Source organism: Flavobacterium rhizophilum (genome assembly GCF_046000485.1).
GTDB lineage: Bacteria > Bacteroidota > Bacteroidia > Flavobacteriales > Flavobacteriaceae > Flavobacterium > Flavobacterium rhizophilum.
Window position 1 is genome coordinate 78,647 of the sequence record NZ_JBELQB010000001.1, and the last position, 16,367, is coordinate 95,013.

At 36.3% G+C, this 16,367-nt stretch carries 11 protein-coding genes; 4 read left to right on the plus strand and 7 right to left on the minus strand.

From position 1 onward, the window contains the following. Positions 1 to 55: 55 nt before the first annotated feature. Together ABS768_RS00395 and ABS768_RS00400 are read left to right on the plus strand one after the other, a co-directional pair. Positions 56 to 2,083 carry a vWA domain-containing protein gene (locus tag ABS768_RS00395; RefSeq protein ID WP_408072855.1) on the plus strand — a complete coding sequence of 676 codons (2,028 nt, stop codon included), beginning with the start codon at positions 56 to 58 and terminating at the stop codon, positions 2,081 to 2,083. 68 nt (positions 2,084 to 2,151) lie between these two features. Beyond that, on the plus strand, positions 2,152 to 2,580 hold the full coding sequence (locus tag ABS768_RS00400) for an META domain-containing protein (RefSeq protein ID WP_408072856.1): 429 nt from the start codon (positions 2,152 to 2,154) through the stop codon (positions 2,578 to 2,580). A gap of 48 nt (positions 2,581 to 2,628) precedes the next feature. Here the strand turns inward: ABS768_RS00400 and ABS768_RS00405 are convergent, their stop codons facing one another. Together ABS768_RS00405 and ABS768_RS00410 are read right to left on the minus strand one after the other, a co-directional pair. Further along, positions 2,629 to 3,030 carry a glyoxalase gene (locus ABS768_RS00405; protein ID WP_408072857.1) on the minus strand — a complete coding sequence of 134 codons (402 nt, stop codon included), beginning with the start codon at positions 3,028 to 3,030 and terminating at the stop codon, positions 2,629 to 2,631. Positions 3,031 to 3,112: 82 nt separating this feature from the next. Next, positions 3,113 to 4,375 carry an OmpA family protein gene (locus ABS768_RS00410; RefSeq protein WP_408072858.1) on the minus strand — a complete coding sequence of 421 codons (1,263 nt, stop codon included), beginning with the start codon at positions 4,373 to 4,375 and terminating at the stop codon, positions 3,113 to 3,115. Positions 4,376 to 4,475: 100 nt separating this feature from the next. Here ABS768_RS00410 and ABS768_RS00415 point away from each other — a divergent pair, with 100 nt between their 5' ends. Further along, complete coding sequence (locus ABS768_RS00415; protein WP_408072859.1) at positions 4,476 to 5,831, plus strand: NAD-dependent succinate-semialdehyde dehydrogenase; 1,356 nt, start codon at positions 4,476 to 4,478, stop codon at positions 5,829 to 5,831. A gap of 59 nt (positions 5,832 to 5,890) precedes the next feature. On the opposite strand, the gene ABS768_RS00420 is transcribed toward ABS768_RS00415, so the two are convergent. The 4 genes from ABS768_RS00420 to uvrA all read right to left on the minus strand — a co-directional run bounded on the left by ABS768_RS00420 (position 5,891) and on the right by uvrA (position 15,050). Further along, positions 5,891 to 8,296 (minus strand): alpha-ketoacid dehydrogenase subunit alpha/beta, encoded by a 2,406-nt coding sequence (locus ABS768_RS00420; RefSeq protein WP_408072860.1) that lies wholly within the window; start codon positions 8,294 to 8,296, stop codon positions 5,891 to 5,893. A gap of 195 nt (positions 8,297 to 8,491) precedes the next feature. After that, positions 8,492 to 11,317 carry a gluzincin family metallopeptidase gene (locus tag ABS768_RS00425; protein ID WP_408072861.1) on the minus strand — a complete coding sequence of 942 codons (2,826 nt, stop codon included), beginning with the start codon at positions 11,315 to 11,317 and terminating at the stop codon, positions 8,492 to 8,494. Positions 11,318 to 11,468: 151 nt separating this feature from the next. Continuing rightward, positions 11,469 to 12,191, minus strand: a complete 723-nt coding sequence (locus ABS768_RS00430; protein WP_408072862.1) for an LOG family protein — start codon at positions 12,189 to 12,191, stop codon at positions 11,469 to 11,471. A gap of 27 nt (positions 12,192 to 12,218) precedes the next feature. After that, the gene (gene uvrA, locus ABS768_RS00435) at positions 12,219 to 15,050 is read right to left on the minus strand and encodes an excinuclease ABC subunit UvrA (RefSeq protein WP_408072863.1); all 2,832 of its coding nucleotides are present in this window, start codon (positions 15,048 to 15,050) and stop codon (positions 12,219 to 12,221) included. Between the two features lie 315 nt (positions 15,051 to 15,365). Between uvrA and ABS768_RS00440 the strand changes: the two genes are divergently transcribed. After that, the gene (locus ABS768_RS00440) at positions 15,366 to 15,776 is read left to right on the plus strand and encodes a hypothetical protein (RefSeq protein WP_408072864.1); all 411 of its coding nucleotides are present in this window, start codon (positions 15,366 to 15,368) and stop codon (positions 15,774 to 15,776) included. An 8-nt stretch (positions 15,777 to 15,784) separates the two neighbouring features. Here the strand turns inward: ABS768_RS00440 and ABS768_RS00445 are convergent, their stop codons facing one another. Beyond that, positions 15,785 to 16,342 carry an acetate uptake transporter gene (locus ABS768_RS00445; protein WP_408072866.1) on the minus strand — a complete coding sequence of 186 codons (558 nt, stop codon included), beginning with the start codon at positions 16,340 to 16,342 and terminating at the stop codon, positions 15,785 to 15,787. Between the last annotated feature and the right edge of the window lie 25 nt (positions 16,343 to 16,367).

The window sequence follows — 16,367 nt, forward strand, 5'->3', positions numbered from 1 at the left end:
TCAAAAAAGCATTAATTTTAAATTAAAACCAATTGAATATCGATAACCAGCCAATATGACTACATCTACAGTTTTATTAATAATAGTATCTGCACTTGTAGCCTTTGCGTTATCGTTTTATCAATATCTTTTTAAAGCCAAAAAGAAAAGCCCTGTGTTCTTCTTTTTGGCTTTTTTACGTTTTATTACACTTATGGCTGTTTTTTTACTGCTTATTAATCCGGTTGTAACAAAACAGGATTATGAAACGGTTAAAACACCACTTCCGATACTGCTGGATAACTCACAGTCGGTTAAAGAATTGGGGCAGGACAGTATTGCTAAGCTACTTTCTCAAAAAATCACTTCAAACAAAGCTCTTAATGAAAAGTATGATGTACAGCTTTATACTTTTGATGAAGGTTTTGAAGTAGGAAAGGAGCCCGACTTTACAGGGAAGCAAACCCATATTGACCAGGCAGTACAAAACCTGAAACAGTTTTATAGAAATACTACCTATCCGGTTATATTGCTTACTGATGGTAACCAAACCATAGGTAATGATTATGTATACAGTTTTCAGCAAAACACAAGTGTTTACCCAATAGTGTTGGGTGATACTACTGTTTTTCCTGATTTGAAGATTAATCAGCTTAACGCTAACAAATACGCTTTCCTTAAAAATAAATTTCCTGTAGAAGTCTTTTTGCAGTATAACGGAAATAAAACCGTTAATGCTGTGTTTTCAGTTCAACAGGGGAATAATGTTTTAAGTAAACAGAATATCACTTTTACCAAAGATAAAAAAGCTCAGGCTGTTACTGTTTTACTGGATGCAGATAAGGTAGGGGTTCAAACCTACAGAGCGGTATTGTCTTCTCCCGAACAGGAAAAAAATAAATATAATAACATTAAAAACTTTGCTGTAGAGGTAATTGATCAGCGAAGTGAAGTAGCTATTGTTTCTTCCTTAAATCATCCTGACCTTGGGGCTTTAAAAAGAGCTATTGAGTCAAACCAGCAAAGGAGGATAACTATTCTTAAGCCAAATGAGATAAAATCATTAAACGATTATAACGTATTGGTTTTATATCAACCAAACGCTACTTTTAAAGAGCTTTTGAATATGAATGCCAATGCCCAGTTAAACACTTGGATTATTACCGGTATGCATACTGACTTTAACTTACTTAATCAGTATCAGCAGCAGTTATCCTTTAAGATGACAAACCAAAAGGAAGATTATCTGGCCAGTTATATTTCATCATTCAATCTTTTTGCTACAGATGATATAGGCTTTGAACAATTTCCTCCATTAGAGCAGCCCTTTGGTAATGTTAAGCTAAATTCGGGAACTAACACATTACTGCAGGCAAGAATAAGGAATGTTGAGACTGAGAACCCTTTACTTGTTTTTTCAGAAAGCGATTCATCCCGTAAGGCTTTCCTTTTAGGAGAAAACATCTGGAAATGGAGACTTGAAACGCATGTGAATAATAAGTCGTTTGAAGAGTTTGATATTTTTACAGATAAAATAATCCAGTATTTGGCGACAAACTCAAAAAGAAAATCATTGGTGGTTAATCACGAACGTTTTTATAATTCGGGTGAACCAATAAACATCACAGCTCAATTTTTCAATAAAAATTACGAGTTTGATGAAAATGCACGCTTAACTATTATTGTGAAAGGGAAGGAGTCTGACTTCAGCAAAACCTACGATTTTCTTAAAGGGAATAGCGAATATAAAGTTAATATGGATGGGCTCCCAACCGGGAAATATACTTTCACGGTTAAGGAGAATAATTCCAATACGACTTATGTAGGGAACTTTGAAGTACTTGATTTTGAAATTGAGAAACAGTTTGTAAACCCTGATTTAAACCGACTTTTACAGACAGCAGATAATACAAACGGTAAGGTGTTCTACCCATCTCAAACTGATGAACTGATTGATTTTCTTGCTAAAAATGAAAACTACAAAGAAACTCAAAAAGTAAAAACCACGAAGTCTCCGTTAATAGACTGGATTACACTTCTTATCGTACTTTGTGTTTCTCTTGCTACAGAATGGTTTACGAGAAAATATAACGGACTGTTATAAAATTATTCTAATTGCCGATTTTAATTAATGCTATTTGGTTAATTTTATAGAAACAAAAAATAAGCATTATGAAAAAACTTGCAACATCAACTACAATTATTGCATTTATATTTACTCTTATATCGTGTAAATGCACAGAAAAGGCTTCTGTAGACGTTTTAACAGCAAATGCATGGGAATTATCAATGTTAAACGGAAAGGCTGCTGATACGGCTGATTTTGGACGTGGAATGCCTACCGTTACTTTTACATCAGAAAACAAAATGAATGGAAATGCAGGGTGCAACGGATATGGAGGAGAGTATCAAATAGGGGAGGACGGCAGTTTTAAGGCAGATAAGGTTTTTGCTACTAAAATGTATTGTGCCGATGCCCAGGGTGAGAGTGAGTTCTTAAAAGCACTTAATGATGCTAATAGGATTAAAACCCAAAAAGGAAAAGTTATCCTTTTAAACGGAGATAAGGAAGTAATGGTATTTATTCCTTCAGCTAAATAAAGGAAATTAAAATGATAAAAAAAGGGGAGCCTGTAGGCTCCCCTTTTTTTATACTTCGGTTCTTACCAAAACCTGTACCTGATCCTTAAGGCGTTCAATGAGTATATTCATCATCCTTTTGTTAAGGTTTGAAGAGTTCGTTATATACTCTCTAAACTCTTCAATAGTAAACATGGCGATAACCATGCCTTTTAAGGCATTTCTGAACTTTATATCCTTTTGTATGGCATTCTCTATAAAAAGAAGTTTTTTCTCTGTAGAGAGGCTGTAAAAATCAGTTTTATGCTTGTTTACATAATTAAGGAAAGATTCTACAAATAAATCATTTTGTAATTTGAGAATAGGTCTAAGGGTTTTGTTCTGAAATTTTTCTTCCGTGGAAGACTGTTCCATTATTTCACCTATAGTACCGCCTCTTATTTCAAGAAGGGCATTGTCGCGCTGGTTCATTTTCTTTTTCTTTTACCTTAAAGATATAAAAAAAACCTCTGCGATAAGCAGAGGTTTTTAGTTTATTTATTGGAATCTAATATTATTTCAGGATGAAAGTAACTCTTCTTACTACCTGACGTGCATATTTAGAATCTTTGTTTACTGAAGTATCTTCACCGTTACCTACAATGTTTAGTCTACCAGCATCGATACCAGCGTCAACTAAAATTTTCTTAACGTTTTCAGCTCTTCTCTGAGATAGTTGCTTGTTGTAATCGCTGTTACCGATTTCGTCAGCATATCCTACTACGTCTGCAGAAACTGAAGGGTTTTGTTTTAGGTATTTGATTAGGAAGTTCATTCCGCTTACAGACTGTGCGTTTGGTTTGTCTGAATTGAAGTCGAAGTAAACATTCACATAACCGTTGTTGATTAGACCAGCAAGATCGTTGCTATTGCTTTCGCTAACTTCTTTCTTGATTTCGTTAGTTCTTTGATCTAGGTAAGACTCTAGCTCATCCGGCACACCATTGTTGTTTTTATCAATAGCTCTACCTTTTGTATCAACAGCAACACCAGTTACACTGTTTGGTTCAGCATCTAGATAATCCGGCACACCGTCTTTATCAGAGTCATTCATCATAGTTTCGACTTCTCCAATTCTTTGCTCTAGTGCATCTAGCTCATCGCTCTTATCGTCAACAAACCAGTCAGCATGCTTCTCGTTTTTACCTAAGTAGATAGAAAGACCTACAGTAGCATTGTAAAGGGTGCTGTCAAAACCTTGTTTTGTTGTCTGGTTGTTACCACCATCCCAAGTTTTTTGTTGAGAGAAGCTGTTTATCATGGTAAAGTCAGCGTTTAACGAAACTCTGTCAGATAGTCTTACCTGTCCGGTTAAACCGATAAGGAAGTTTCCAATCCAGTCTTCACCTTCAAAACGGTCATCATTTTTAAGTTGGCCTACACCAACACCCATGTGACCTAAAAGGTTGAATCTGTTAGTCCATGATTCAAACTCCATAATACGGCCAAGGTTGGCATAACCCTGTAAGCTTGTACGTAGAAGTTTAGATTCGAATTCAGGACCGTCATCTTCACTCATCACATCATAACCTGCGTCAAGTTTAAGACCGAATTTAGTGTTAAACATGTACCTGAAACCTAAATCTGCATGGAAAAAATTAAATGCAGATGAATGATAGCCCGGGCTCATTGGATTAGCGGGCTTGCTGAAACCGCCGTTAACATCAATCGACCATTTGTTGTAGTCGTTTGAGTTACCGCTTTCCTGCACGTCCTGTGCTTGTAAACTTGCCGAAGTTAGGCAAATCATTAATAAAGGTAGTACAACTTTCTTCATAATAATTGTTTATTGTTATCAGTACTTTGAAATTTTTTGTAAATGTAGTAATTTTAAATCTAAGAAAATATGTGTTATTTTTACAAATATATACTTTATAATGCCGTTAACAACTAATCCATACGACTTAAGTACCCTGTCGGAATATCAGTATTACACTGACATTCAGGTTAATCAAATGCTTGAAATTAGTCAGAAAAGCTTTCGAAAATGGGGGAAAACACCCCTAAAAAAAAGGGTGAAATTTATCAAAAATTTAATATTTGTTTTAACAAAAAAACAACATTTACTAGCTGAAAAGTGCTCTCAGGAGATGGGAAAACCCCTTAAGCAGGCTATTGCCGAGGTAAAAAAGTGCTCACTTTTGTGTGATTTTTACCTTGAACATGCAGAAAAGTTCCTTCAGGATGAAGAAATTTCCTCAGATGCAGGTGAAAGTTTTGTTACTCATGAGCCTTTAGGAGTTATTTTAGGGGTAATGCCCTGGAATTTTCCTTACTGGCAGGTTTTTCGCTTCGCTATTCCGGCTATTATAGCAGGAAATACTGTTGTGGTTAAACACGCTTCAAATGTTGTTGAATGTGCTCAGTTACTGGAAGAACTATTTAAGGAGGCTGAGTTTCCTGAAACCGTATATCAAAACCTTCAGATATCCGGTAGTCAGGTTAAAAATGTGATTGAGAACCCTATTATTAAAGGTGTATCTCTTACAGGTAGTGAAAAAGCAGGTGCTAATGTAGCATCTACAGCAGCTAATCTCATTAAAAAATCGGTGCTTGAACTGGGAGGGAGTAATGCTTTTATAGTTCTTGAAGATGCTAACTTAGATAAAACCATCCCTATAGCTGTAAATGCCAGAATGCAAAATACAGGTCAAAGTTGTATTGCTGCTAAACGTTTTTTAGTTCACAGCTCACTTTATGATGAGTTTTTAGAACGTTTTACTACGGAAGTGAAAAAACTTAAATCAGGGAACCCTATGGATGAAGACACCGATATAGGGCCGCTGGCCAGAGTAGATCTTGCAGAAGATATAGAAAAGCAGGTAAACAAATCTGTAGAGATGGGAGCAAAGGTTTTAACAGGAGGGAAGCGTAACAATGCTTTTTATGAACCGACTATTGTGGTTGATGTTACTACTGATATGCCTTTATTTAATGAGGAAGTTTTTGGCCCTGTAGCTCCTGTAATATCTTTTGATACTTTTGAGGAAGCTGTTGCATTAAGTAACGACTCGGGTTTTGGTTTAGGTGTAAATATTTTTACTGAAGATATCGAGGGTATAAAAGAGAAAATAAGCCTTTTTGAGGAAGGTGCAGTATTTATTAATGCAATGGTAAAATCAGACCCTGCCTTACCTTTTGGAGGAGTTAAGAAATCAGGTTTCGGACGTGAACTGGCTGAAAACGGAATTAAGGAATTTGTAAACGTAAAAACGGTTTACATAGCCAAATAATATTTTAAGGAGAGTAATTATAAATAAAAATTCCCGCTCATTGAGCGGGAATTTTTATATTAGTATAATTGTGGATATTCTGTTGGGTTAACTTCATGCATTATCGCATAAATTTTTTCGTAAATATCTTCTACAGATGGTTTCGAGAAATAATCCCCATCTGTACCATAAGCAGGTCTGTGTGCTTTAGAAGTAAGCGTCTCAGGTTTACTGTCTAAATATCTGTAAGCATTTTGCTCGTCAAGTATCTGTTGCAGTATGTAAGCAGAAGCTCCACCAGGAACATCCTCATCTATCACTAACAATCTGTTTGTTTTAGCAACACTTTTCACGATATCGTGGTTAACATCAAAAGGCAGTAGTGACTGTACATCTATAATCTCGGCATCAATACCAACTTCAAGAAGTTCTTTTGCGGCCTGTTCTACAAGCCTAAGCGTAGAGCCATAAGATACAAGTGTAATATCTGTACCTTCTTTTATTGTTTCAACAACACCTATAGGAGTTTTAAACTCACCAAGGTTCATTGGTTTTTTCTCTTTTAATCGGTAACCGTTAAGGCATTCTACCACTAATGCAGGCTCGTCTGTTTCTAATAGTGTATTATAGAATCCGGCTGCTTTAGTCATATTTCTTGGAACAAGTACATGAATACCTCTAATAGCATTAATTATCATTCCCATTGGAGAACCGGAGTGCCATATACCTTCAAGTCTGTGACCACGAGTTCTTATGATAAGCGGAGCTTTTTGTCTTCCTGCCGTACGGTATTGTAACGTAGCAAGATCGTCACTCATTATCTGTATGGCATACAACAAATAATCAAGATACTGTATTTCGGCAATTGGTCTAAGACCTCTCATTGCCATACCAATACCCTGACCTAATATAGTAGCTTCACGAATACCGGCATCACAAACACGGAAATCTCCGTATTTTTCCTGCATTCCTTCAAGTCCCTGATTAACGTCACCAATGTGTCCGCAATCTTCACCAAAAACTAAAGTACCTGGGTATTTAGAGAACAGAGCGTCAAAGTTATCACGTATAACCATACGTCCGTCAACTTCCTCGTTACTATCTCCATATTCAGGTAGCACTTCGCTTACGCTAAATACATTTTTATCTGACTGAGAGAATAGGTGAGAGCTGAATTTTGGCTGAATTTTTTCGGTATAAGTAGTAATCCATGTTGAAAGCGTGCTTTTACCAGCTTCCTTGATAATCATGCGAAGTACCTTTCTTGCTGCAATTAAAAGTTCCTTTCTTATAGGTTCTTTTATGCCCGAAAGGTCATTAATATATTTATCAATAAATACTTTATTAGGACTTTGATCTGCAATTGTTTTTAAAACGTTAACAAGTTCGTCACGCTCTTCTTTTATAGGTGTAGTATAAGCGCTCCATGCAGCCTTTTTAGCTTCAAGAACGTCTTTTTTAGCCTGAGAATCGATTGCATCAAGGTCTTCAGCTGTAGCCATTTCATTTTCAATCATCCATTTTCTCATTTGGGCGATACAATCATATTCAGCTTCCCATGATAAACGGTCGACATCTTTGTAACGCTCGTGAGAACCTGAAGTAGAGTGTCCCTGTGGCTGTGTAAGTTCGTGAACATGTATAAGTACAGGCACGTGTTGCTCTCTTGCAATTTGTGAGGCTCTTTCGTAAGCTGAAATCAGTTCAGGATAATCCCATCCTTTCACTACAATAATTTCATATCCTTTATTTTCCTCATCGCGCTGGAATCCTTTAAGGATTTCAGATATATTTTCTTTAGTGGTTTGGTGGCGTGCGTGTACCGAAATACCGTACTCATCGTCCCAAACACTAATAATCATAGGTACTTGTAGTACACCTGCTGCATTTATAGTTTCAAAAAACAACCCTTCAGATGTACTTGCGTTACCAATAGTTCCCCAGGCAACTTCGTTACCGTTTATAGAGAAGTCGGTTTTGTTTTCAATACCCGAAACGTTTCTGAAAACTTTTGAAGCTTGGGCCAAACCAAGTAATCTTGGCATTTGTCCCGCAGTAGGAGAGATGTCGGCACTGGAATTTTTTTGCTGTGTTAGGCTTTTCCAGTTTCCGTTTTCATCAAGACTGTGTGTAGAGAAGTGACCACCCATTTGTCTACCTGCCGACATTGGATCGTGCTCTAAATCACTATGCCCATATAGTCCTGCAAAAAACTGTTGGATATTTAATTTTCCAATAGCCATCATAAAGGTTTGGTCACGATAGTAACCTGAGCGGAAATCACCGTTACGGAAAGCTTTTGCCATGGCCAGCTGCGGAACTTCTTTTCCGTCACCGAAGATACCAAACTTAGCTTTACCGGTAAGAACTTCCTTGCGGCCTAAAAGGCTACATTCCCTGCTTACTATGGCAACTTTATAATCATTAAGCACTTCTGCTTTAAAATCGTCAAAAGAAATAGTCTTTTTAGTTTCTGTTTCAGTCATAAACGCACATATTGAATGATTACAAATTTAATTAAAAGTATTGAATTTCATAAATTTCAAACAAAAAAATGATTTCACTTTTGATAGTAAAATCGTTTTTAAGCTATTTTTCAATAAATTATTTTCAATAAAATCTCTTTAAAAATAAATATTATGTATTTTTTAACAACATCTAAAAGTGTTATAAAATACTTGCTAAAGCCATTTCCTTGTGAATAATTTAATTAGTGTACCCGGGCTTAAAGTCACTACAAAGCGTATATTCTGGCTATAATTGCTGTCATTCAGGGCAAAACCGTTTGACGAATACACTGGAAAGTACAGTTCAAAATAATCTGTAAGAAGGTTTAGGCGAATTCCGCTATCGTAAACAAATTCGGCATTTTGATACTTATTCTTCAAAAATCCTGCATCACCATAAACTTCTACCCAATTCCAGATATTTACACTCGCATTTACGGTTGTCATCCATTGATTTGCATATCGGGTGTCCAGTTTTGACTTAAATCCGCCTTCAGCCATAACAAACTGCTGACTGTAAATTCCGGTAGTTTCAGATCGTCCATAGAAATTATAATCAAAAAGATAATCAGTAGGGCGGTCCAGGCCAAAGCTATAATAGTCAGAATCGGTATCCTTATACATAAACATACCCCCGTAAAAACGCAGGTTTATCTGCCTGTTATCATTGAATAGTCTTCTAAACTGTACTTCTCCTGCCAACTTACCAAAGTTGTTGGCAATCTGTAAATCAGTAGAGTAGTCCAGATGCCTTATAACTTCAGATTCTGAAGAAGTGTATCGTGCATTAAACACCGAATAATCTTCGTTTTGCTGATCGGTAAAGGTAAAGTTTGAGTTCTCTCTATTAACTAATATATGTCGTAGTAACAGGAATTGTTTTTTATTATTACGTAAATTCTCGTCCCTAAATCTAAACTGTATACTTGGAGAAACCCTTAAATAAGCAGCATTAGGTGCATAGTGATAGGTAGAGGCTCCTAAGCCGTACCTTATGTTGTATAACGGACCGTCATCTCTAATATAATGATTAAACTGCATTGATGCCGACCCTATGAGCTCTCCTGTTTTACTGGAATAACTTGGTGTTACATTAAATATAAAAGGTTTTTCAAGTATAGACTTGTTATGCAAACGTAAACCTAGTGAAAGTCCGTCATACAGGTTGAATGTAAAGTTAGGTACATAAAAAATCTGGTTATACCCCGGATCTTCCAAATCCTGAAAAAAAGTAAACTTAATAGGTTTGTTATTTAAAACAACCTTATTAAGTTTTTTCCAGTTGTTACGTCTGTTGTATTCAATTACCTCATTTTCGTAATTAATAGATAACCTATCGGCGCCCTGTCTTGCAATGGTGAAAGTACTGTCTTTTTTTATATTATTTAACCAATGCTTAAACACAATCTCACCGTCTTTTAATCCGTAGAGCGGTACAGGAACGTTTACCCTTGTTTCGTTTTTTATGGTAATTTTTAAGGAATCTTTTTTCTTTTTTACTTTCCCGAATTTATAATCAATTATATCTCGGCTGTCTACAATAGAGCTATAAAACCAGTTTGTTTGCTTCTCTGTTTTAGAATCTATTATATTCCTGAAGTCATTACGGGTAGTTTGTTGATCTTTATTCAGTTCAAAATATTCTTTAATTGATGATGGTATTACATCGTTCTCAAGGTAACTGTCAAGATAGTTAAGAGCTAGTCCGGCTTTATATTTACCGGCCATCTGTTCATTAAACTTTATAAAGGTATTTTTAGGATTACCAATAGGCTGATCCAAATTTTTACGTGCCATAACCAGATACAGGTAAATGAATTTGGAATTGTAGTCTACCTTAAAAATATTATGCCCTTTAAGGATTCCCCATTTAATTCCCATCATGGTTTTTTCAGGATGATACTCTTCAATATACTTATACATTAGGTAGGTTTGTATACCGTCGTATATCCAGTTATCTTCCCTGGGATTTAACCTAAGCGTATTTTTCAGGTAATTGTTCAGGTAGGTTTTAAGGAATTTTATTTCATATATAAACGAATCGGGGAAGGGAGCTATAAATGATGGCAACTGATTAAGTCCGTAAACCGGGTTTCGTTCGTAATCTACTTCGTTTACAGTTATTTTACCGTAAGGATATTTTCCTAAATTATCATTAGTAAAGTTGATAATGTTATTGATAAGAGAAGCCTTTTGTATACCTGTAACCCTGTAATCTTTTAAATTGGTATTTACCTCTACGGTTGAGTTTGTAAATACTTCAAAATCATTTTGAGGCTGAATAACCATACTAAACCCCGGTCGGTCTTCCCCAATAAAAAAGTATTCAATACCGCGATCGGTTTTTTGTTTGTTTCCCTGATACAAATCAGTAGTAATATTAAGTTTTTCATCAGCAATAAAAGCCACCTGATAATCACAAAACGAATTGGCTATATCATCAAGGTTTTCATTGCTGTTTTTTACAAATTTTCCGTTTTCCACACGGGCAGGGGTAAGGTACCAGTCCTTTAGCTTTAAGTTACCGTTGTTATCGTAACCGTAACGGGTAAATTTGTCATCGGGCAGCTTAACATAATACATTAGACTTATATTAAACTTTTCATTTGGGTAAATAGGTTTAATTAACTGTATATTAATTAAATCAGGGTGTTTTTCAGGTCGGGAGTATTTTAAAGATACCCCATATTGGTTAGTGACCGAATATATAGTCGTATGTCCTCTTTTCTCATCTTTTTCAAGATGGAATGAACGCACAAATTCATCAGAAAAACGCTTTCCTAACGGAGTAGTTTTACTGGAGTAGGCATTGTTCCAATCGTTAAGGATAAATTCATGCAGGGTATCCTGCGACTGATTATGAAATGTAATTTCCTGCTTTACTCTAAGCGTGTAATTCTCATAATCCAATACCACATACATTTTATTAAGATGCTGGGCATAGGCTCCCGATGTGAGAACAAAAAAAAGGGCAAAAAACAGTTTAAAATTACGATTCAAGGTATGGTGTATAAATTAATAATCTTTTTACTAAAATATGCTTTTGCAGGGTTATAATAACTATGCAAGTATTAATATTTACTTAAAAAGAGATGTGTAATGTTACCTGAAGGTTGCCTTCAAAAGAGTTAAATGTTTCTGAACTATTAAGTTAGAAGTTAGGACTAAGATTGTATTTTTTATAGAATGTATCTATAACTTCAAGCACTTCGTCTTCGTTATCTACTATTTTAATAAGGTTCAGGTCTTCCGGACTCGCATTAAGGTACTTTTCTATAAGTACATTTTTAATCCAATCTATCAAACCCGTCCAAAATTCAGAACCTACCAGTATAATAGGGAATTTGGCTATTTTTTTTGTTTGGATAAGAGTAATTGCTTCAAACATTTCGTCAAGCGTACCAAAGCCTCCCGGCATTACCACAAATCCCTGAGAGTATTTAACGAACATTACTTTTCTGACAAAGAAGTAGTCGAAGTTAAGATTCTTGTCACTATCTATATACTGGTTAAAGTGTTGTTCAAAAGGTAAATCAATATTAAGGCCTACCGAAGGCCCCATACCTTTTGCGGCTCCTTTATTACCAGCTTCCATAATACCAGGACCACCGCCTGTAATTACACCATAACCGGCTTTAGATATTTTTTCTGCAATTTTCTCTGCTAATAAGTAGTATTTGTGATCTCCCTTGGTTCTAGCCGAACCAAATATGGATACACACGGGCCTATACGAGCCATGCTCTCAAAACCATTAACAAATTCTGACATTATTTTAAAAATGGCCCACGAATCGTTACTCCTTATTTCATTCCATGTTTTAGGGGTTAAATCTTCACGGATTTTCTCGTCGTCATCTTTATATTCTTTAGACATAGCAATTTAAATTTTTAAGGTCACTTACTAAGATAACTCTTTTTTAAGAAATTTTGCTGTATAACTTTTCTTATTCTTTATAATTTCTTCAGGTGTGCCTTCGGCTATTAGCTTACCACCACCTTTACCGCCTTCATAACCAATATCTATAATATGGTCGGCCAATTTAATAACATCCATATTATGTTCAATAATAAGTACGGTATTTCCTTTTTTTACCAGTCTGTTTATTACTTCCATAAGTACCCTTATATCCTCAAAATGTAAACCTGTTGTAGGTTCATCCAGTATATAGAAGGTATTTCCGGTATCTTTTTTGGAAAGTTCGGTAGCCAGTTTTATCCTTTGTGCCTCACCACCCGAAAGGGTAGTACTTTGCTGACCTAAGGTAATGTAACCAAGCCCCACGTCCTGAATTGTTTTTATTTTACGGAAAATTTTAGGAATGTTCTCAAAAAACGGAACAGCCTCATCAACTGTCATATCCAGTATATCTGATATTGATTTTCCCTTATAACGGATTTCCAGTGTTTCCCTGTTAAAACGTTTCCCTTGGCAGGTTTCGCATTCCACATAAACATCAGGAAGGAAGTTCATTTCTATAACCCTAAGACCCGATCCTTCACAGGTTTCACAGCGTCCGCCTTTAACGTTAAAGCTAAAGCGTCCCGGTTTGTATCCCCTTATCATAGCCTCGGGTGTTTGGGTAAACAGCCTGCGTATTTCAGAGAATACATCGGTATATGTAGCAGGGTTTGAACGTGGTGTTCGACCGATAGGAGACTGGTCTATATCAATAACCTTGTCTATGTGTTCTAGTCCTTCTATTTTTTTGTACGGTTGCGGTTTTTTAACCGCATTAAAAAAGTGTGCGTTAAGAATAGGGTACAGGGTTTCGTTTATAAGTGTTGATTTACCACTACCTGATACTCCAGTTACACAAATAAGCTTACCAAGAGGGAACTCTACGGTAACATTTTTAAGATTGTTACCGGTGGCCCCGCTAAGTTTTATGCTTTTACCGTTACCTTCTCTACGCTTTTTAGGTACAGTAATTTCTCTTTCGCCGTTTAGATAACTTGCTGTAAGGGTATGCTCCTTAAGTAATTGCTGCGGAGTCCCTTTACTTACTATTTGTCCGCCAAAACGTCCTGCAGCAGGACCTATGTCAATTACATAATCCGCACGCTCTATCATGTCTTTGTCGTGCTCAACAACAATAACCGAGTTTCCTATATCCCTTAACTGCTCCAGTGAATGAATTAGTTTTTCGTTGTCACGCTGATGTAAACCGATACTTGGCTCATCAAGAATGTACAATACGCCTACAAGCTGTGAACCTATTTGTGTTGCCAGCCTTATACGTTGTGCTTCACCACCCGATAGGGATTTTGAACTACGGTTAAGCGCCAGATAATTTAAACCTACATCCAGAAGGAAACTTAAACGGGCTTTGATTTCCTTTACAATTTCCGAAGCTATAATTTTTTGCTTTTCAGAAAGTCTGTCGTTCAGATTATCAAACCATTCGGCAAGGTCAGATATATCCATAAAAGACAGTTCGGCAATGTTTTTACCGTCTATTTTAAAGTAGAGTGATTCCTTTTTAAGTCGGGTACCATTGCAAACCGGACATTCTATCTCGTCCATAAAGTCTTTTGCCCAACGTTTTATAGAAGTAGAACCGCTTTCGTCATACTGGTTTTGAATGAAGCTTGAAATTCCTTCAAAATCAATTTTGTATTCTCGATTAACACCAAGAGTTTTAGAGTTGACAGTAAATTTCTCATTACCGCCATTCATTATCATGTTTATCGCTTCCTGCGAAATGGTCTCTATAGGATCGGTAAGTTTAAACCCGTATTTTTCACCAATTACCTCTAGTTGTTTAAAAATCCATGAGTTTTTATATTCTCCAAGCGGAGCAAAACCACCCTGTTTGATAGATAGCTTAGGGTTAGGAATTATTTTTTTGATATTGATTTCATTTACAGTACCTAAACCATTACAACTGTCACACGCTCCTTTTGGGGAGTTAAACGAAAAGTTATTTGGTTCAGGATTAGGGTAGGAGATACCCGATGTAGGGCACATTAAATTACGGCTGTAATAACGAACATCATCAGTACCGTGTTCTATAACCATCATTACATCGTCACCGTGGTACATTGCTGTTTTGATACTTTCGCTTATGCGTTTGTCCAGGTCTTCACTACTGTCAACCTGCATGCGGTCTATAACCGTTTCAATATCGTGGGTTTTGTAACGGTCCAGTTTCATGCCGCTTTCGATATCCCTGATTTCGCCATCTACACGAACCTTTAGGAATCCCTGTTTGGAAATTTGTTCAAAAAGTTCACGGTAATGCCCTTTACGGGAACGGATAATAGGAGCCAGTATAGTAATGCGCTTACCATTAAATTTCTCTACGATAAGCTCTTTGATCTGGTCGTCGCTGTAGCTTACCATTTTTTCTCCGGTAACATAACTATAAGCTTCTCCGGCACGGGCATATAAAAGCCTTAGGAAATCGTATATCTCGGTAATAGTACCAACGGTAGAACGCGGACTCTTACTTGTGGTTTTCTGCTCGATAGCAATTACAGGCGAAAGTCCGTCAATTTTATCTACGTCAGGACGTTCGAGCCCGCCAAGGAACTGACGCGCATAAGCCGAGAAGGTCTCAATATACCTGCGCTGGCCTTCGGCATATATAGTATCAAATGCCAGGGATGATTTACCGGAACCCGAAAGTCCTGTTATAACAACAAGCTTTTCCCTTGGTATGGTTACGTCTATATTTTTAAGGTTATGGGCACGAGCGCCCATTACTTCAATCGTTTCTTCGTTATTTAGCATAGCAAATTGGTGCAAAACGCAAAGATACTGATTTTAAAGGTATTTTTATAGTGGAAGTAGGAGTAAGAAATTGTTAAAACCAATATGATTTATATTATTATATTTTATTTTTGAGACATTAATTGCCTTACCATGATTATAGCCTATTTTGAACTTATCGTAACATTAATTCACTGTTTATTACTGTCACTTCTATATTCAGGAGTTTTGTTATTAGTTATATTACTGATTGCTAAAACAACAAACTTTTCTTTTATATCAGGAATCACGAGTCGTAAGTTACCCTTCTGGTTTTCCTGCATACCAATTCTTTTTGTGATATTAGTATTATATAGGTTTTCTTATGAGCGAGATAACGGCCTTGGAGAAACGGTAATGGTTCCTATAGGTTATAAGCAGCATGTGTTTTGTAGTAATGGTGGAATGGTATACTTTTATCCAAATCCGGATGCATACGATTCCGAAGATTTTGATATCGGGAAATTTACTGTATCTCAAAATAAGCTTTGTGCTGAAGTAATCCGTGATTATTCTAATTCTCCTGATTATGATTTTATTGTTTATGATCTTGAGAAAAAGACCAGTATTCCTTTAAATACTATAGATGACTATACCCAATATGCTCAGGCTAATAACTTACCATTGACAGATGAATTTAAAGCTTTTTCTTATCACTATAAAAAATTCGCAATCAGGCCTAAATGGAGAATATGGTTGTTGCCTTAAGTTACTTGTTAATAAGGCAAAATTCTCCTGCCCTTTACTTCTTCAAGTAGTTCGGCCATAGCAAGGTAAAAAGCACTACTACCACAAATAACACCTACAATACCAGCTATTTTATGTAGGTTTACGTCTTTTGTCCAGATAGCCGTTGCTAATAGGAAAAACAATATGGTTAGCGATAAAAACACAAACTGTTGTACTTTACTGTTTTTAAAAGTACCTACCCATAAAAACGCTGTGAAAATTCCCCATAAGGCCAAATACCAACCTAAAAAGTTAGGCGGGGTAGCCTGAGCGTTTTCAATACCTGTTGCGGGTAACATCCATATCAATACCAGTGATAGCCAAAAGAAACCATATGAAGTAAAAGCTGTGGCTGCAAAAGTATTCCCTTTTTTGAAAGATAGTAAACCGGCTATTACCTGTGCAATTCCTCCGTAACATATCCCCATAGATAATACCACCGAGCTTAACGGATAAAATCCCATATTATGTATATTGAGCAGTATGGTTGTCATTGCAAAGCCCATAAGACCAAGTGGCGCCGGATTTCCTAATTTTCCTTCCATAAATATATTTTTAATTTTAGTGTAC